13 protein-coding genes are annotated in these 18478 nt (G+C 30.5%); all 13 read right to left on the bottom strand.

Annotated elements, in window-relative coordinates:
* Nucleotides 1-121 precede the first annotated feature (121 nt).
* The 13 genes from CAV_RS04185 to CAV_RS04125 are packed head-to-tail and all read right to left on the bottom strand — an operon-like array spanning nucleotide 122 to nucleotide 18475.
* The gene (locus CAV_RS04185) at nucleotides 122-1192 is read right to left on the bottom strand and encodes an extracellular solute-binding protein (protein ID WP_094325253.1); all 1071 of its coding nucleotides are present in this window, start codon (nucleotides 1190-1192) and stop codon (nucleotides 122-124) included.
* Nucleotides 1193-1200: 8 nt separating this feature from the next.
* Complete coding sequence (locus tag CAV_RS04180) at nucleotides 1201-5382, bottom strand: type VI secretion protein IcmF/TssM N-terminal domain-containing protein (protein WP_094325252.1); 4182 nt, start codon at nucleotides 5380-5382, stop codon at nucleotides 1201-1203.
* A 10-nt stretch (nucleotides 5383-5392) separates the two neighbouring features.
* Nucleotides 5393-6106, bottom strand: coding sequence for a DotU family type IV/VI secretion system protein (locus CAV_RS04175; RefSeq protein ID WP_094325251.1), 714 nt, complete (start codon nucleotides 6104-6106; stop codon nucleotides 5393-5395).
* Nucleotides 6106-7455 carry a type VI secretion system baseplate subunit TssK gene (gene tssK, locus CAV_RS04170; protein WP_245807435.1) on the bottom strand — a complete coding sequence of 450 codons (1350 nt, stop codon included), beginning with the start codon at nucleotides 7453-7455 and terminating at the stop codon, nucleotides 6106-6108. Before tssK ends, CAV_RS04175 begins: the two co-directional genes overlap by 1 nt.
* 14 nt (nucleotides 7456-7469) lie before the next feature.
* Nucleotides 7470-7973, bottom strand: a complete 504-nt coding sequence (locus CAV_RS04165) for a hypothetical protein (RefSeq protein ID WP_094325249.1) — start codon at nucleotides 7971-7973, stop codon at nucleotides 7470-7472.
* Nucleotides 7966-9114 carry a DUF6931 family protein gene (locus tag CAV_RS04160; protein ID WP_094325248.1) on the bottom strand — a complete coding sequence of 383 codons (1149 nt, stop codon included), beginning with the start codon at nucleotides 9112-9114 and terminating at the stop codon, nucleotides 7966-7968. The genes CAV_RS04165 and CAV_RS04160 overlap by 8 nt, the downstream gene beginning before the upstream one ends.
* Nucleotides 9115-9126: 12 nt before the next feature.
* Nucleotides 9127-9510: a hypothetical protein gene (locus CAV_RS04155; RefSeq protein ID WP_094325247.1), complete on the bottom strand. Its 384-nt coding sequence runs from the start codon at nucleotides 9508-9510 to the stop codon at nucleotides 9127-9129.
* Between the two features lie 13 nt (nucleotides 9511-9523).
* Nucleotides 9524-12277, bottom strand: a complete 2754-nt coding sequence (locus tag CAV_RS04150; RefSeq protein WP_094325246.1) for a contractile injection system protein, VgrG/Pvc8 family — start codon at nucleotides 12275-12277, stop codon at nucleotides 9524-9526.
* Between the two features lie 8 nt (nucleotides 12278-12285).
* Nucleotides 12286-12576 carry a hypothetical protein gene (locus CAV_RS04145; RefSeq protein ID WP_094325245.1) on the bottom strand — a complete coding sequence of 97 codons (291 nt, stop codon included), beginning with the start codon at nucleotides 12574-12576 and terminating at the stop codon, nucleotides 12286-12288.
* Nucleotides 12577-15216 (bottom strand): type VI secretion system ATPase TssH, encoded by a 2640-nt coding sequence (gene tssH, locus CAV_RS04140; RefSeq protein WP_094325244.1) that lies wholly within the window; start codon nucleotides 15214-15216, stop codon nucleotides 12577-12579.
* Nucleotides 15209-16240 carry a type VI secretion system baseplate subunit TssG gene (gene tssG, locus CAV_RS04135; RefSeq protein WP_094325243.1) on the bottom strand — a complete coding sequence of 344 codons (1032 nt, stop codon included), beginning with the start codon at nucleotides 16238-16240 and terminating at the stop codon, nucleotides 15209-15211. Before tssG ends, tssH begins: the two co-directional genes overlap by 8 nt.
* Complete coding sequence (gene tssF / locus CAV_RS04130) at nucleotides 16219-18009, bottom strand: type VI secretion system baseplate subunit TssF (RefSeq protein ID WP_094325242.1); 1791 nt, start codon at nucleotides 18007-18009, stop codon at nucleotides 16219-16221. Before tssF ends, tssG begins: the two co-directional genes overlap by 22 nt.
* On the bottom strand, nucleotides 18002-18475 hold the full coding sequence (locus tag CAV_RS04125; protein ID WP_094325241.1) for a GPW/gp25 family protein: 474 nt from the start codon (nucleotides 18473-18475) through the stop codon (nucleotides 18002-18004). The genes tssF and CAV_RS04125 overlap by 8 nt, the downstream gene beginning before the upstream one ends.
* Nucleotides 18476-18478: the final 3 nt, after the last annotated feature.

Below are 18478 nucleotides of genomic sequence, written 5' to 3'. Positions count from 1 at the left end.
AATTATATAAAAATAATTACAAACAAATATTTAACTTTAAATTCAAAATACAAATAGCCCTATGTTTGCTTCAATGACAGTCGCTGACATAATTTTGATTTTTTATAAAATTTATATATTTTTAAAAAATTATCAAAGCTCGTCTCATCTCTTTATCAAATGCTAATTTAAGAGAGGTTAAAAGATCTACATAAGTTTTTATAACCTTTCTTATATCAACTTGAAGTTCGATAGGATCTGCTTCTTTGCTGCTTAGGAAAACTATATCTTCATACTCTTTTTTACGAACACTTGTCTTTATAAAATCAAAATTAAGAACACTATTAAAGCCGCTATGTTGTGAAATTTTTATAGAAATATCAGGTCTTAGGATAAAATTTATAAATTTATAGGCATTATCTACATTTTTAGCATTGCTTGTGATAGCTAGATAATCAATCCATATAGCACCATTTTCTTTAGGAAATATAAATTCTAAATTCGCATCTTCTTTTTTCATAACAAAGGCTTCATTAATCCACATGGTAGCCAAGGCTATATCTTTCATATATCTAACACTAACTCTTTCTTTTAGAGGAAGTTTTGTATCGATATTTATAAATTTAGCAGACTTTAAAATAGACAATAAATTATCATAAGCTTTTTTTATCTCATCGTTATCTCTTGTATTTCTTAGATATCCAAGAGACATGAGAGAAATTTGTAGCATCTTATCAGGTTCATTTAACAAAAGAATTTTATCTTTAAATTTTACATCAAACAAATCACTCCAAGAATTTATATTTAAATCCCCTAAAGCAAGCTTGTTATAAAGTAAGCCCATAATCCTAGCTGTTAAAGGGATAGAGTATTCTTGGTGAAGGTCAAAAGCTTGATTTGTATAATTTATCATAATCTTATCTAGATTATTTATCCTTTTTTTATCTAGTTTTCGCAAAAGCCCTCTATCCCTAAGAGCTAAAATCATATAGCTTGCAGGTGTTATTAAATCATAATTTGCATCATATGTCATTCTCAGCTTTGAATACATCTCAAAATTATCTTTAAAGGTGCTTAAATTTACTTTTATACCGCTTTCGTTTTCAAATTCATCTAAAATTTCCTTAGAAAAATATGAATCCAAGGCATATAAATTTAACTCCTTAGCCCCTAAGAACGAAAAAAGCACGAGAAACAAAATCGCAAATTTCATAAACAATCCTAGTAAAAGCTAGGCCAGTTGTATTGATTAGGCCATTTATCTTTATCTAAAATTTTTCTATTAAATTCAAGCCCCATATAATAAATATACTCATTGTTTATGTCATCCTTTACTTTAAGTGCAACATAAAACACTCTATCGTTGTTTTCATCTTTAATTAACATATCATCCAAATACATAGATAAAACAGAATATTTACCATCAATTCTTACAAAGCTTTGTGCCTCTAAAGAATTTGAATATTCGTAAAAATTAAAGATAAAAGAGCCCAAGAAAGAATTACCTGAATGTAAAATTTGAGTAGTTTTGGATGCAGCAGCTGTACTTAATCTAGGACTTTTAAAATTAATATCTGTGATATTTAAATCTATAAATCTAAATTTAGCAAGAGCCGCATTGTAAGCTGTGGATTTTGCTAGCTTGACCTGAGTTTCATTGTCTAAAATAAAAAGCTTGTATTCCAAAGGCACAGCATTTAAACTTATAGAATTTATGATAGAAAGTGCATTTTTAGCCCAGTTAGAAATTTGCTTCTCGTTTTTAAAGACTAAATTTACAGATGATGGAGCCTTTATGCTTTGATTTTCATCACTATCTCCTACTATATTTAGCAAAGTATCTCTAAGCGATATCAATTCACTAGGGCTTAAAGAGGCATTAGCATCACCGTCTTTATAAATAGGAAAATTTTTAAATTTGTCTTGCAGGGATTTTGCATCTTGCATACCGTGTATCCAAGAATCCTTTCTCATTAAATTTTCACCACTTTTAAATAACTTATACCACCAAGGTATGTTATTACCAATACCTGCATATTTTAAGGCAAAGTCCTTTGTGCCTATAATGCTAAAAATTTTATTTGCTTCTATAGCAGATGAAGAAAGACTAAGCCAAGCTTTTATAAAAGAATCACAAAGCTCAGAAAAACTAGGGCTTAATTTTGCCATTTTCTCCTCTAAGTTTCTTAAGGCATTTTCACTTTCGACCAAAAGCTGTCTTGGCAGAGAATTTGACTTTGTTTCTTGTAAAATTTTATAAGTATTTGAGTAGATGTTATAAAGCTCGGCATTTATATCATTTGCCTTTGCCTTAGATATAAAAGTATAAAATTCATTATAATCTTTAAAAGACGGAGATAAAGAATCAGCATAAGAAGCCCAATATCTTATAAAAGCAACAGAGTAAGAATTCATCACATCATAAATGCTTTTAAAATCACCCAAAGCATTTGAAAAATCAAGACTTAAATCATCTTTAAATATCTTGTGTGTAATTTCCCAAAAGGTTTTTATATATTTTTGCGCAACTCTAGGACTATACTCTTTTTTATAATTTAAATCAAAATAAATAGACTTATTAAAAATGCTTATATTATCATCCTCTTTAGCGACTAAATCCATCATTTCAATAGTAGTCTTAGGGTATGAGCTAAGCATGGTTTCAGCCCATTTAGCCTCTGAGTACTGTGCTGTTTGAGAGTGCATAATCTTTAGTCTTGATATTAAAGCTGAGAGCATTTTGTCGTTTTCGTATTTTTTTTCATACTCTTTTAGCTTGTCTAAATTTTTAACTACCTTTTCTTGATAGTTTTCTAATAGAAGTAGCAAGTTATCGTTAACATCTACTATTGTTATAGCAGGATTATAAGCAAGCTCAAACAACTCACTAACTACAACATATAAAGGAGTTTTTGCTTTTTGCTCATCGGGTTCTGTATTTTCAAAAATAGGAGCAATGACGCCTACATTAAATGTTTGCAAAGATGAGTAGTTTTCATCAACAACCATTAAGCTATTTCTATTGCTTTCCTCTAGGTATATATTGCTTATTGAATATTCTGTGCCTCTTGAATAGTTTTTTGCATACGATCTTAAAAAGTCAAAATCTTCTTTGTGAAGTTTCATAAAATCCTCATAAGATATAGATGCAAGAAATAAGAAATTAAATCTCCCTCCTATATTTGCATTTTTGCTTATAAATTCGGTATTTTCAAGCTTTAAATCTATAAAATTTATAGACTGCTTAAGCAAATTTGAATGCAAATTCTCTCTTTCATAAATAGAAGTAAAATAATCAGCATTGCTTTGTAGATTATTTTTACTAAAATTTGATATATCCATAGAATTTAACTCATTTATGAGATTGTTAAGCTCTAAGCTAGAGTAAATTAAAGTTGTAACCTGTTTATAAAAAGAATCTGGGTATATAGAACCATCAAGCCAAGCATTAATCATAGAATTCACTCCCGCTCTAACTCCGTTTATATAAGAACTAGATAAGATTAAAGATTCTGTAAATTTTTCATCATCAAAACAAAAGTGCATATTGCTTGGAGACATATATAAAAGTATGTCTTTATTTAACTCTGGCAGGATAAAAGCAAGCATAGCACCTGCTTCTTTGAACTGCTCGCAAGATTTTGCACTAGATAAATTAAGCAAAGCCTTTAAAGCCTCTCTTTTTTTGAGGCTAAAAGGTTCTAAAGCACTCCTTGTAAAGTGTTTTTCTAAGGTTTCAACAAGAGGGATTAAAACCATTTTTTTATATACAGAATTAAATAAAAAAGACCTTTTCTCCCAAGCTATATTAGATGAGTTAAATTTCAAAAAACTAGCAAATTTAAAGCCAAAAGGAGCAGTCCATTTAGCTTCAGAATCTCTTAAAGAGCTTAGATAAAATCCCTCTCTACTTAAAAGTGAATCATGCGGCATAACTTCTGCACCATAATACACTCCATCAGCCTCATGTCCAAGTCCTATTAATACAGAATTATCTATATCTTTTAAAGAAAAAAGGTCGGCTAATTCTCTATAGTAATGAGGATTATTTCCTATGCTATCTTTAATGGAATCTTGATTAAACAAAATAGCGCCAAGCCAAGATAAAGAGAAAAAAACTACGATAAAAAGTGATATGAAGTGTGGTATATTGCGTCTTAAAAGCTCTTTTGGAGTGAAAGTAGCAAGTTTTAAGTCCTTAAAAATTTGATACTTAAACAACCTATCTATAAAAAAGCCTTGTCTTTGCATAAGCTCCTCAGAAACAGGTGCTTCATCTATGCTTTTATTGTGTAATTTTGCAAAATGTTTATTTAAAGAATATCCGCCATCTTTTGCTGAAGTAAAATACAAGCCCTCAAACAAAAGAGAAGAATTAAGAGATGATTTTTTATCGGAAAAAATTATTTCAAAATATATTTCTAAATTTGTGCTTAGCTCATTTACATTTTCAGCAAACATATAAATTTTAGAAGCTTCATCAAGTCTATTAAATTCATCTTTTGTGATATCGTGTCTTAGCAATAAACCGTTTCTGCCAAGTCTTAATTTATGTATAAAATCCTGCCAGAAATTAGAAAATTCCATCTCATCATAAAAATGATCTTTGCTTTTATATCCTAATTCCGTGCTTTTAATCTCATCGCTTACATTTGAAAAATACTCTCTAAAGCCTGATATAACGTCCATTTTTGTTACAAGCACATAGCAAGGCAAGGACATTCCAAGGCCATTTAACAAACGATTTGTTTCATTTTTTATAATATTAGCCTTTTTTCTGCTTAAATTTTCATCATCTACAAATAAAGAATCTGCAGGAATTGTGATTATTAAAGCAGATAAAGGCTCTTTTTTATGCTTCTTTTTTAAGGTATTTATGATGCCATACCACTGCGAACTACTTCCATCAAACCAGGTATCAAAAAACACCCTACCACTAACATCAGCTACTACTGCATTATTGTTTAGCCAAAATTTTATAAAAGGAGGCTTTCTACTACCATTTTTTCCAACTTCATCATCTTGAGTGCTAACCATATCCTGACTTGAGCTAGCTATCAGGGTGGATTTACCAGATGAGGGCTCGCCTAAAATCATAAACCAAGGATTATCATATAAGCCTTTAAAATTATCCTTTAGTTTTTCTTTGCAAAGCTCAAAAGAAGTTCTAATAATCTCAAGCTCATCTTTTGACATCTTCTTTTTTATATCATCGCTATCCTTGCCACCTCTTGCTAAATGTGCTATCCTTTTCCAAATAGCAAGCTCATTTTTTATCTTTTTGCTTTCTTTCATCTTGGAGATAGAGGATTTTAACTTCATAAATCTTGGCAGCAAAAACGCAAATAAAACTAAACAACATATTACAATAAAAACAATAAAAATAATATTCGTAACACTCATAAATCTAACCTTATTCTAAAGAGCTTGATGAGGAGGCATTGTAGCTTGCGTTTACAGCATCTACTGCCTCATCTATACTTTGCATAATATAGGCTATATTTTCATCAAAAACATAGTAATTCAAAGACAAGGATATAAAAAATGCCACAAAAGCAGCTATGTAAGAAAAAAGTAAAATTTTGTTTTTGCTATATTTTGGTTTTTTTTCTGTAAGCTCATCGTATTTTATATCGCTTATCTTAGTCTTATTTATATCAAGTTTTTCAGAAAGTCTGCCTAAGCACTGTTTCATTTTTTTATCTATTTTTTTAAGATCGTTTTTATAAACACCGTTAAAACCAAGCCCCATGAAAATATATAAAAGCTCCACTCTGTCATTTCCCATAGGATCTTCTAAGGTTTCATCTAAAATATCAAAGAATTTATCATCACCCGAAAGCTCGTTGTATTTTCTACTAAGATTTTTCCAAGTTTTTGAAAAGGAAAAATCGCCCTCCTTAATGGTATAATCTATAAAAAACACCAAAGCCTTTTCTATGTATGAAAATTCTTGTGCTAGCATAGGGTTGCTATAGCATTTATCTTTTATTTGATTTAGCATTATATTTATATCATTTATTATCATATCTTCATTTGGTTCTGTGTGCTTTAACTTGAAAGAATATATATCACACATGTATAATATCAAAGGTCTTATAAGTTCTTCTAGCCTGTTTGTTTGCATTATTCCTCTTCCTTATTGTAAACAAAAAATAAAGAAGCCTTAAAATCAGCAAACATTTCAGGTAGCAAATCTATCACAGCACAAGCTTCTTTACAAATATTATCCCAAGCTTGATTTGGTATTATCTTAAAAAACAAACCATCTCTTACAGCGGGTAAATATCTAGGTGGGTTTCTTAGCTCTTTTAACTTAACTCCTCTAGTTCTATTTTCAAGCTCACTTTTTGCTAGTAATTTAAAATTATCCCCCTGCTCTACCGCCAACTTAACCGCATCTACATTGGAACTAGTATTTATACAGATATAAAATTCATTTGAATTTTTTACATCATCTAGCTTAAAAACACTTGTATAGTGATCATCATTTAATGTAAAGTCATATTGTATATAGTCTAAATACCCTCCCATAGACAGCACCGATCTTATATTGGTAAATAAATCAGAAAAAACTTCCATTAAGTTGTTGTGATCATATTCTAAAACCTCGTCTTTGTTTGACAATGGAAATAAAGCACAAAGCTCGCCCAAAAAAGATCTTAGTTTTAAATACATTTCAAAAGGGCTTATCTTATCCGTTTGAAGCGTAGATGATATGTAAGGCTCGTAGGAATTTAATAATCTAAGCTGCATTGTGTTAAAAAGATTATCCCCAATAATCCTTTCTGTGCTATATCCAAAACTTCTTAAATCCTCTTTGATGTGATTGATCTTTTTTCTTATTAGGTGTAATAGCTCCAGTAAATACTCTTTTAAAACACAGTCGCTACTTATCACAAAAAAAGGAGGACAATACCTCTTATCTATGCCTATCCTAGGCGAATTTACATTTCTTGAAATCCAAAAAAGCCTACAAACAGGTAAATATATATAGTTTTCATCTTTATTATCTGTGCTTAACTTGACATTATAAACTCTTTTTAGAAGTGAAATTTCATTATTGCCTGTATTTTCATCATTTACTATATATTCTTTAGTGCTGTATAATTTGTTTTGTTCTATCTTAGAATTTAAATTTGGCTCATTTTCGCTATACACAGGCAAAGCTAAATAAAGTAAAAAATTATCCTTATCTAAGCAGGAATCTACATCTATATCGCAGTTTTTTAACACAGCATTACCCGGCATAGAAAGCTCTACTCCATTAGGCATAATGGCAGAAAATTTCCTAAGTCCTATACGAAGGTCATCTAAAAGCTCCTCTTTTATCTCACAGTCTATAAAACCATAATGATAAAAATTACAAAGTCTAAATAAAGCCCTGCTATTATCAAAGATAGAATTTTGCATTTGTTGAAAATGATGCGGCTGTAAAAAAAGCCCATCAGACCAATGTATGTATTCTTTAAACATAATCTTAACACTCCTTACTTATCATAAGATGGCTTTGAATCAATAAAGGTAAGCCCTGTAGGTCTAAGTTCTATATAATAATGAGTTTTTCTTAGAAAATAAGACTTTATATCAGTAGGCTTTATGGACTTCATAATTTTTCTAGCATTATCATCAAGTCCTGGTAAATTTACAAGCACGATTAAGTCTGTAAAACCTTTTTTGTTCCAAGCCTTCCATTGTTTTTCATGTTCTGAAAACAACTGCTCTGGTTCTTTATTAGATGAAAAATGTATGGTGTATGGCTCCAAACTCTTTCTTAAAGGATTATCAACCTCAAAATATGTATCTATCTTATAATTTTCTAGCCACCTTTTCTCGCTTTCATTCACACCAACTATATCAAGTTCTAAACTAGGATAATAGCCATACTCTTCTTTTAAATCAGGCGAGAAATAAACAGTGATATTGTATTTAGAACAAGCACAAAAAAGTAAGGTAAAAAAAGTTAGCAAGATAAATTTTAAAGTATTATTCATCCTCATCTCCTCTAAAGCGTGTATTTTTAACTTCCTTTCTTTCTTGCATTAAGATAAGCTCATGCGGTGCCTTATCTTTACTTAAACTTTCTTCCCAATTATCCTTACCATAAGCTATATCAAGTCCCATTTTAAAAAATAACTCATATCTTTGCTTAGGCTTTCTTTCTCCTTTTTCTAAGGATAATTTAACCAAGGCTGCCTTTGCTGTGTTTGAAACTAATGCATTTGGAGCTTTTACAAAAAGCTCACCTTGTAAATTTAAATTTCCATAAGCATAAAAAGTGCTTAAGGCTAAAAGTCCCTCAGCATCGCCTTCTATGCCACTTGCACTTTCAAAAACCTTTTTGCTATTTTCCTCATCTGGAGATACTATCCAAGCATATATGGAATTTAAAGCATTATTTATCCTTGCTTTGTGTTTAGCTTCATCTTTTTTTGGAAAATAAAGCTCAAGTTGTTCCTCTATCTCTTTTTTATTTTCATCTAGTTTTGCTTTTAATTTATCCATCTCTTTTTTTAAATCACTATTTTCATACTCATCCTCAAAGACTGGATTTTTAGCCTTTTCAATGAGTTCTTCTTGATATTTTGGAAGATAAATTCCTGTTTCTTTTTCTATCTCTTTATATATATTTTCTTTTATAAAGTTAAACTCAGCTAGAATTTCAGGCTCTACCTGTGCTTCTAGCTCCTTATGTCTAGCCTTTAACTTTTCTATCTCTGCTTCTAACTCGCCTTGTTTTTTCTCAAATTCTTTTTGTGCCTCTTTTGCATTTTCCTTTGCCTTTGCAATAAGCTCATCAAACCACTGCGGCATAGCAAAGGAATTATCTTTTTTATCTTTACTTTCTTTAAGCTCAAGCTCTTTGAGTTCTTTTAAAAGCTCTAATTCGCAGCTATAAAGCCACCATATCATCACTCTTTTATGTAGGGCATAAACTAAGAAATCACAAGCTTGCTTAAAAAGTTTATTTTTCTCTAAAAGCTCCAAAAAAACAAAAACATCATCATTGCTTTGCTTTGCTAATTCTTCTAAGTTCTCATCTAAAACATAGCCCTCTTGTTCTATCATATCCTTTAAACCACTGTGCTTAAAAAATATGATATGTTTATCTTTCCATTCTAATTTATCTGACATTTGTTACTCTTTCTAATTATTAGTTTCTACATCTAATCTGCGAACCCTGATATTGGCACCTTCAGTGCCTGTAACTATTTGTTCTGCTTGTTGGACAGCTGATCCACTATCTGCTAAATTTTGCCCTGAATTGCTACCGTTGGTGGATTGTCTTCTAAGAGATTGACTACGGTCTTCTCCTACTTGTCTGTCTGCTTGTAATGATTGGCTAGTTTCACTCACAGATGTAGTATTGCCTCCTACATAATTTTCAATCTTTTTTCTAAATGCTGCAAATATCATAGGAGATAAGGCAGTAATAGCTATAGATGCACTTGCATAGCCAGCAGCCATTTGTAATAATCTATTTGAAGCTTCATCATTATCTTTAACTTTCTTTTTTATTACAACTAACATATTATCAATCCTTTTATTTTGTTTCAACTGAAGAAACAATATCAAAACAAGTATCTATTATATCACGAGCTACTTTCACAGAACTTTTAAAAATATCTTTAGCTATATCAGGCTCAATGCCAATCTCGATACCTGCTGTCTCATCGTTTTTAACATACTCAAATTTAATAAGTCCAGTATTAAGTTCAGTATTTGGACCACTTAAGGACATAGATGTTTTTCTAAAGGAAGCAAGAGGTTCTTTTTTTATAGCTTTATATAGCATATAGATAATAGATGCCAACGCTATTGTAGCTTGTTTAGCTGCTATAGAAGCTGCTAAGGCTGTTTCAGCATCATCTACGTTTTTCTTTTTTAATTTCATAATCTTTAATATAAAAGAATTTACTTCTATTTCAAGTGCAAACATATAATTTATTAGATCTATAATATTTTCAGACTTTACCTTTTTCAAAACAAATAATTTATATAGAATGCTTCCAAATGCTTTTAAATATTTTAACTTATAAACATCATCATAATAAGGTTCTGCTTTACTCTGTCCTTTTTTTATATCATTTATCTTAAAAGATAAATCAACTGTTCTACTTAAGGACTCAGAAACTTTCACAAGAGAACTAGGCGAGGTAAATCTTATATTATGAGAGTGCATTTTAGCATAAGCACAACCAAGATATAAACTTGAGCCATTTCCATTTAAATCTAGATTAAAATCAGCTCTAGCTGATATATCAGGCCCTTCTATACTTACACCATCTACAGGTTCTATAGATAAGGAACTATTAAAAACAGAAGAAGAATGATGCGTAGCATTTAGATGAATTCCAGCCTCTGTTATCTCTATAGAATTTTTACCCACTCTAAATACTATGCTTTTTGGTGATTTTATCTCTATGGTATTTTCTGTGGTTACAAAAAGATCATTAGCAGCTAGATACATATCTTTGCCACTATGTGCGAAAATATGTTCATCGGCGTCTAAATTTATACTACCGGCTGTGTCTAAGACTATTTGATAGCTTGGTGTGAAATTTTGATCTTTTTTTATATCAAAATTATCACTAAGACTCAAAGAATCTGAAGTTCCTAGTATATCATTATACATGCTTTCTTTTCTTTCTTTCATAGATCTTTTATTCCAATATTCTATAGTCTTGTCAAAAGCATAGTTTTTGCCTATCCCTATGTAACTACCATTTCTGGTAAATTTATCGTTAGCACTATCTTTTTCTATCTTGTACTCATAAGATAAGAAAAGCTGGTCTAATAAATCATCAAGTAATTCATTTTCTTGATTGGTAGATTCTTTAAAAATACTAGCTTGCTTACTTCTATCCAAAGTTGATTCTTTTTCCTCTAATAAATAAGAGTGTAAAAACCACTCAGAGCCTGCCTTCATAACTAGCACAACATCATTTACTTTAGGCCTTCTAAAAAAAGTGCTTGTTAGACCACCAATAGCACTTGTTATATAAACTGTTATAGTAGTGCTTGTGCCATCTAAAAGCTTTGCTTCAAAAGTATTGTAAGTTTTATTATTAGTGTTGCTCACATTTGAAACATAAGCTTTTTGTATAAACGAACTTGCATTAAGCTCTGTATTGTTAAGAGCGGCAGTTTTTAACTCTGTATTTAAGGCTAGGCTAGGATTAAAATTTTTAGTATTTACGCTTCGCACAGTATTTAAGGCTAGGCTAGGATTAAAATTTTTAGCATTTACGTTTCGCACAGTATTTAAGGCTTCATCATTAGCACTATCTATATAGCCATAATAATTTACATCTTCTTTTTTAAAGGCTACAAAGTCTATATTTATCTCATTTGTATTATCTATGCCAAGTACATTATCTTCGCTTATCTTTTTGCTAACAAATAAGTTAAAGGCACAGACTCTAGCTTCTATATCTTGAGAAAAATTTTCCTTAGAAAATTTTACAATGCTTGTAAGATCTAATTCTATATCAGCACAGTTTGCATAAATCTTGCTCTTTGTTCTAATCATTTTATTTATATTCTTTGTGAAAAAGTCATTTATATCTTTTTCAAAGTTATTGTCTGCTACATATTGAAGAGCGTATCTTCTATCATCTTTTATTTCTAAAAAGCTATCAGTTAGACTTAAAGAGTTTAAACCCAAGATCTCATTTGAATTTATAGTTTTGCCCAAAAAACTTAAACCCGTGCTTAGTTCTATAGAATTTTCTTTGTAATAATAATTAAGCCCGTATAACCTTAAAAGTTTCTTAACATAGCTTAAATTGCTTTCTTGTTGTTGCTGATATATGATTTTATGTGTGTTATTAAAATATTCTTTATCCCTAAGAGAAGGGCTTATATTTTGCTCTACAAATAATGCCTTTACAATATAATCAAAATCTTTATCCTTAAATTCTCTAGTTTTTAGCTCCAAACCTTGTAAGATAGCCTTAGGCCTTACATCAAATTCATAAGCATAAGCTTTTATCTCCTCATTTCCAAGGGAGTTAAATTTCAAAAAGCCCTTATTTCTCATTGCACTTAAGATGCCAAAAAATTTCTTATTTTTTGTCTTGCCATCCTTTATGTGACTTATGTTTATCTCTATGTCTTTTTGTTTAAAATTAAGCAAATCATCATAAGTTTTGTCATTTTTTAATAAAACAAAGACTTTGTACTCATACTCACTAGATATACTTTCCTTTGCCTCAAATTTATGAGCTATCATAAAATCATCTAAGCTAGTATCGCTTTTAAATGATACTTTTATTTCTATGTTATCAGCATTCATATTTTTACCTATTTTAAAGTTGTAAGCACCATTGACTGAGCTACTGGCATTGAAAGTGGCACACCTGTTATAGGATTACTTCCTGTTATCATACTTGTAAGCACTGCCACTGGTTTTCCGCCATAAAGCTTATTTATAGCACTTGTGCTTGATATAACTCCAACTATATTCGCTCCGCTAACGCTATCTCCTACGCAACTTACAGGCATACCCTTGTATATAGACTTTACATAACCCGGTGCACTTACTATATCTGCTGTAGCTGACATAGATGTTAGGGTAGCAACTGGCATTGGCATTTAATCCTCCTTATACTCAAATACATACTCAAACTTAGAATCGCTCGCGCTTATACTAAGCTTACTTATCTTTTTATTTTGCATAACGCTATTTAAAAAGTTCATACTAAGATCTGGCAAAAGCTCATTATTTATAATGCTATCTATCATTCTAGCACCAAAGGCTGAGTTATCACACCTTGATATAAGCTCATCTTTTAGACTGTCATTATAGCTTAGCTCTGCCTTGTAATTTTGGCGTATCCTATCTTGTATCTTTTTAAGTTTTAAATCTATTATCTTATATAAATTCTTTTTTGATAGTGGATAATAAGGCACTACAACAAGCCTACCAAGCAAAGCTGGTGGAAAAACCTTTTGCATAGGTTCTCTTATAGCTCTTTCTAAAATTTCTGCACTTGGGTAATTATTTTCGTCCTCGCAAAGATTAAAAATTTCCTCATCTCCTACATTTGTAGTAAGTATGATAATGGTATTTCTAAAATCCACAAGCTTACCAGCACCATCTTCCATCCTACCCTTATCAAAGACTTGAAAGAAAAGCTCATGCACATCCTTATGTGCCTTTTCTATCTCATCAAGCAAGATAACGCTATAAGGCTTTTTCCTAACAGCCTCTGTTAAAATTCCACCCTCTGAATACCCAACATAGCCCGGAGGTGCTCCTTTTAAGCTAGATACCGTGTGTGCTTCTTGGAATTCACTCATATTTATAGTTATGATGTTATTTTCGCTACCATAAACAAGTTCTGCTATACTTAAAGCAGTTTGAGTTTTACCAACCCCAGAAGGTCCAGCTAACATAAAGATAGCTTGAGGTTTGCTCTCATCTGATAATTTAGCTCTTGATGTGATAATTCTTTTAGCTATTAGCTCTAGGCTATGATCTTGCCCTATAACATTCTTGCAAAGCTCTTCTTTTAAATTTAAGATATTTTTAAGCTCAGTATTTAACATCCTGCCTAGTGGAATTCCTGTGTATTCCGATATTACAAGGGCTATGGCTTGTTCATCTACAAAAGGAAGCACCATAGGATCATCTTCTTGCAAGGAGTATAAATCTTTTAAAATTTCTTTAAGCTCTTCTTTAGAGCTTAAGTCTTCTTTTTCATCTGCTAAAATTTTTTCTCTTAGGCTCTTATATTTAGCAACAAGCTCATTTTCCTTAACAAATTTATCCTCTAACTTTGCCTTTTTACTTTCTAAATTTTTTATATCCTCTTTTATTTTTTCTATAGCTTCACTGTGCTTAAAGCCCTCTTTTTCCTCTCTTTGCAAAAGTTCAAGCTCTAAGCTTTTAGCCTCTATCTCTTTTATAAGATTTTCTATATTGCTAGGCAAGGAAGATTGCGAAAGTGCCACTCTAGCACAAGCTGTATCTAAGATACTCATAGCCTTATCAGGTAGCTTTCTAGTTGGTAAATACCTCCTTGTAAGCTTAACACTTGCTATTATAGCCTCATTACTTATACTAACTTTATGAAAATCTTGCAAAGAAGAGGTCATTTTTCTCATCATCTGTATGCATTTTTCATCATCTGGCTCATCTACAGCTATATTTTGAAAACGTCTTGAAAGGGCTGGATCTTTTTCAAAATACTTAGTATATTCTTGCCAAGTAGTAGCAGCTATACATCTTAATTCTCCTCTTGCAAGTGCTGGTTTTAAGATATTAGCAGCGTCATTTTGCCCTGCACTACCCCCAGCACCGATTAAAGAATGTGCCTCATCTATAAAAAGTATGATTTTAGAATCTGAATTTTGAATGCTTTGTATAAGATTTTTAAACCTTTCTTCAAATTCTCCTTTCATACTAGCACCGGCCTGAAGTAAGGTCATATCCAGACTTAAAAGCTTAAAGCCCTTTAAAAAGCTAGGCACTTCATCTTTTGCAAGTTTCACAGCTAAACCCTCCACAAGAGCTGTTTTTCCAACTCCTGCCTCTCCTGTTAGGATAGGATTATTTTGCCTTCTTCGCATTAAGATATCTATCATCTTTCTTATCTCTTCATCTCTGCCTACTATCTCATCTATCTTGCCTTCTTTTGCTCTTTGTGTTAAATCAAGAGTATAAAGACTTAAAGCATCGCTTAGACCCTTATCATTTAAAAGCTTATCAGCCTGTCCTGTAGAAAGCTTTGAGCTTTTTTCATCTTGATTAGCTTCTATACTATCCTTTGTTATATTTAAAAAATTTTCCTGCAATAAATCAGCATTTATCTTGATAAATTCCTCACTCATATTTTCAAGCCTTGATGAGAGGTTTTTATTTTGCTTTAAGGCTAGTAAAATATGTCCTGTTCTAATCTTATCCACAGCAAAGACTATAGAAGAAAAGATCCAAGCTTCTTGTATAAGAAGCTCTATATCATTTGAGAAATTTTGTATGCTAGAAGCACCTCTTGGTAAGCTATCTAAATATTTAATAAGATCCTTAGATAAAACAGAAAAATCAAGCTCAAAATGAGAGATTATTTGGTGAAAATCGGTATTTTCGCTCATTATTATCTGATTTATAAAATGCACTATTTCAACATAAGGATTGCCCCTTGTTTTACATAAAATAGTAGCACTTTCTAAGGACTGATAAGAAGTTTTATTTAATTTTGAAAAAAGATGAATTCTTTTAATCTTAGCCATTTAATTTACTACCTTTCATTTTTAAAGCCCAGTTAAAGGCATTTATCTGTATATCTAACTCAGCATTTTTGGATGAAAGCCAAGAGTTAACACCTAAGGCACTTTTAGCATCTAGATAGCTTTTTACATCGCTATCCTTTTTTAGCCTAAATTTTATAATGTATTCTATGGGCTTACTTAGATACATATTTATAAGAGCTATAAGTCTTAAAAATCCTAAGCTTCTCGGTATAAAATTTTTATAATCTTTTAAAGAAATTTGATCTAGCTCTAAAATTATCCTTTTATTCTTGCTAAAATAATGCTTACCTATTTGGGTATTTTTTCCTAAAATAGCACTTTTTGGATTAGACAAAACACATAAAAACTCCTTAGGTATACTAGACTTTGTGTTTATATGAGTAAGAATTCTAAAAGGGAGCTTAAAAAAAGTGCTTAAAATTTTTTCAAGCCCATCCTTGCTTCTAATCTTTTTTGATAAAAAATGAGCATAAGTAATTTGAGTATCATAGGGAAGTATATGCTTTTTGTCTCTGTGTAAATTTTGAGTATTTGCACAAAAAGAGCTTATCATATCATAAAAATTATCCTCTTCTTTAGAAAAGCTTAATGTTTGATTATTCACACTCTTAGCCTTATAATATAGGCTTAGCATTCTGTGGTTTATGATGTCTAAAAAGGATTGTATGCCTTTGTCTTGATGATTAAAACTTCTATTCATCACAAAATTTGTAAATTCAAGAGGCATAACAGAATTTGGACCCAAAAGTCCAAAGAAATACACCTTAAGAAGCACTTTATCATCTTTGATGTCTATATCAGCTATCTCGCTTTCTGCAAATTTCAGATGAGGAACTTGAGAGAATCTTATAATTTCATCCTCATAGTTTAAAGCGTATCCAAGCTTTGTTTTTTTAGGATATTTGCTTTCTATATATCTTAGCAAGGTAAAAAAGTCAGGCAAACTTTGCTTTTTTTCTATCCTTTTTTTTATATCTTTAACTAAGAATCTAATGTCGTCCATCTTTTTACAAAACCTTGTTCTTCCGTGTATAAATTCATTTCTATGTGTGAATTTAAAGGCGAAAAAAACCTAAAAAAATTCCACAAAACATTTGCAAATACAAAATAACCAACATCTTTCATCTTTTGCTCAGAAAAAAGTACATCAAGGCTAAAACCTTGTTCGTAAAAAATATTATTATCATCTATAAATCTAAAATTTTTGGTGTTCACCTCTATAGATAAAATGCTATTTAAAATTCTTTCAATTTCTTCTAATGCTAAGGTACTGTATGATTTTATGATTTTTCTTATGATATGAAGCAAATTTGAAGAATCTTGCCAAAGTATATTTGATAAATTTATCATTATGTGATTTAATCTTTGCCACTCATCTTTACTTGATAATAAAGAAGTTTTTGGTTTGCTAGGAAAGGAGTGTAAGATAGCTTCTTTTATGTATTTATTTGTAAAAATAGCACTATGTCCTTCTTTTAAAAACAACGGTAAATCTCTATTTGTACAAGTTATATCTGCGTCAAATTGATAAATTTTATCTATTTTTTCATTATATTTTTCCCCAGCTATACTTACAAAAACATCTTCTCCTACATAAGAGCTTCTGTTTGAGCTGTTTAAATCCTTGCTTTTTCTATGTGTGGAAAAATAATCATAATTTTGCTCCAAAGCAAGCTCATTATCAGTGTAGTAAAAAGGCTTTGCAGAAAAAAGTAAGGAAGTATTATCATCATAAAAATTTACACTCTCAACATCATAAACCTCATAGTCATTTGTATTTAAGGTATCTGGCACTATGTGATAGCTAAATTTTGGCTCAAAAAAAGATTTATTTGTCCTTTTTTTAAACAAATTTATCAAAGCTATGTAATTTATCTTTATGCTATCTGTGCTAATGATATTTTTAATATCAAAGGAACTTTTTTTAAAGGCAAAAATAAGCTCAAAGCCGCCTGAATTTAAATTTTTAAAGAGCTCTTTTAAGTTTTTAAGTCTAAAAAATTTAAATAAATTTGGATAAGAAAAATACTCCTCAAAAGCAAGCAAAGAATATAATTCTTTAGCATAAGAATCAAGATATCTAAGCTCTTCATCAAGGGCTAGTAAAGATACTTTTGCATCTTTTGAAGAATAGATCTTGTCATCTTGTCTAAGATATACACAGTCTAAATTTGATATTAAATAAGAAAGTATCAAAGAAGCATTAGATTCTGTTTGATTTATATAAAAATCAATAAAATCAAAATTCTCATTTAAATTTAAGCTTGTGGAAAGACTTAAAATGAGTAAGGATTTTACATCTTCAGCCACAGCATAAGTTTGCAAATCCTTATCAACATACTGCAACTTATCTATCTTAAATGGATATAAAAAGCTTTGCCACATAGGTCGGTATCTACAAAGAACCGAACTAAAATCTAGCTTAAAATCAAAAAATTCGTCCCTTGTTATCTCTAAACAAGTATCTAACTCATCTTGTTTAATATCTAGCTCAAGTATAGCACAAGATGGAATGGGACAAAGACTTTTAGAAGAAAGTGAGTTTAATACACTCTCAAGTATATTGGTAAAATTAGAATTTATACCTTCATCAATCCTAGCGGCAAGAAAGGCGCTTCCTTCTAATAATCTTTCAACAAAGGGATCCTCACAGTCAAACTGCGATATATCAAGTCTTGAAGCTATTTTTGGAAAATTCTTAGCAAAATCAGAGGCAGAGCTTTTTATGTAATGTAAATTTTTTAAATAATAATCCAAAAAGTTATTATTCAAATTTTTCTCCTAAAAAATCTATAGAACAAGAACTTCTCTCAAAATCAAAATTTAAATTAAAAATAAATTCTTCTCTTACATCATTTATATTAATCAAAGCAGAAATTCTCAGCTCATACAAATATTTTAAGCCGTTATCAAGTAAGGATATATCCAAGCTATTTTTATCAATCCTTGGCTCAAAGGATGAAATTTGATAAATAATCTCATCTTTAAATTTTTCTATACTAATTTTAGATAAATTCTCCCCTGAAAAATCCTTCATCCCGTAGCATAAAACAGTATCTTTAAATCTTTCATCTAGTATATGAGACTTTGAATGAAAAAGCATTTTAAGATTACTCATAATATCTTGTTTTAAAATTTGCAAACTAGACTTATCATAATCCCTCTCATAAGAGGGATTATCATCTAGCAATTTACTCAAAGTAAAAGGTAAGGATGAGTAATGCTTTTTACTATGCATAAA

This window comes from Campylobacter avium LMG 24591 (assembly GCF_002238335.1).
GTDB lineage: Bacteria > Campylobacterota > Campylobacteria > Campylobacterales > Campylobacteraceae > Campylobacter_D > Campylobacter_D avium.
Note: the sequence above shows the minus strand (reverse complement) of the source record. Positions and strands in the feature narration are given on the sequence as shown.

What these genes read in the sequence shown, in the direction of transcription:
- CAV_RS04155 (WP_094325247.1), bottom strand. Translation starts at nt 9,510, where the DNA reads ATGTTAGTTGTAATAAAAAAGAAAGTTAAAGATAATGATGAAGCTTCA.
- CAV_RS04175 (WP_094325251.1), bottom strand. Translation starts at nt 6,106, where the DNA reads ATGCAAACAAACAGGCTAGAAGAACTTATAAGACCTTTGATATTATAC.
- CAV_RS04145 (WP_094325245.1), bottom strand. Translation starts at nt 12,576, where the DNA reads ATGCCAATGCCAGTTGCTACCCTAACATCTATGTCAGCTACAGCAGAT.
- tssH (WP_094325244.1), bottom strand. Translation starts at nt 15,216, where the DNA reads ATGGCTAAGATTAAAAGAATTCATCTTTTTTCAAAATTAAATAAAACT.
- CAV_RS04150 (WP_094325246.1), bottom strand. Translation starts at nt 12,277, where the DNA reads ATGAATGCTGATAACATAGAAATAAAAGTATCATTTAAAAGCGATACT.
- CAV_RS04180 (WP_094325252.1), bottom strand. Translation starts at nt 5,382, where the DNA reads ATGAGTGTTACGAATATTATTTTTATTGTTTTTATTGTAATATGTTGT.
- CAV_RS04125 (WP_094325241.1), bottom strand. Translation starts at nt 18,475, where the DNA reads ATGCATAGTAAAAAGCATTACTCATCCTTACCTTTTACTTTGAGTAAA.
- CAV_RS04185 (WP_094325253.1), bottom strand. Translation starts at nt 1,192, where the DNA reads ATGAAATTTGCGATTTTGTTTCTCGTGCTTTTTTCGTTCTTAGGGGCT.
- CAV_RS04165 (WP_094325249.1), bottom strand. Translation starts at nt 7,973, where the DNA reads ATGAATAATACTTTAAAATTTATCTTGCTAACTTTTTTTACCTTACTT.
- tssK (WP_245807435.1), bottom strand. Translation starts at nt 7,455, where the DNA reads ATGTTTAAAGAATACATACATTGGTCTGATGGGCTTTTTTTACAGCCG.
- tssG (WP_094325243.1), bottom strand. Translation starts at nt 16,240, where the DNA reads ATGGACGACATTAGATTCTTAGTTAAAGATATAAAAAAAAGGATAGAA.
- CAV_RS04160 (WP_094325248.1), bottom strand. Translation starts at nt 9,114, where the DNA reads ATGTCAGATAAATTAGAATGGAAAGATAAACATATCATATTTTTTAAG.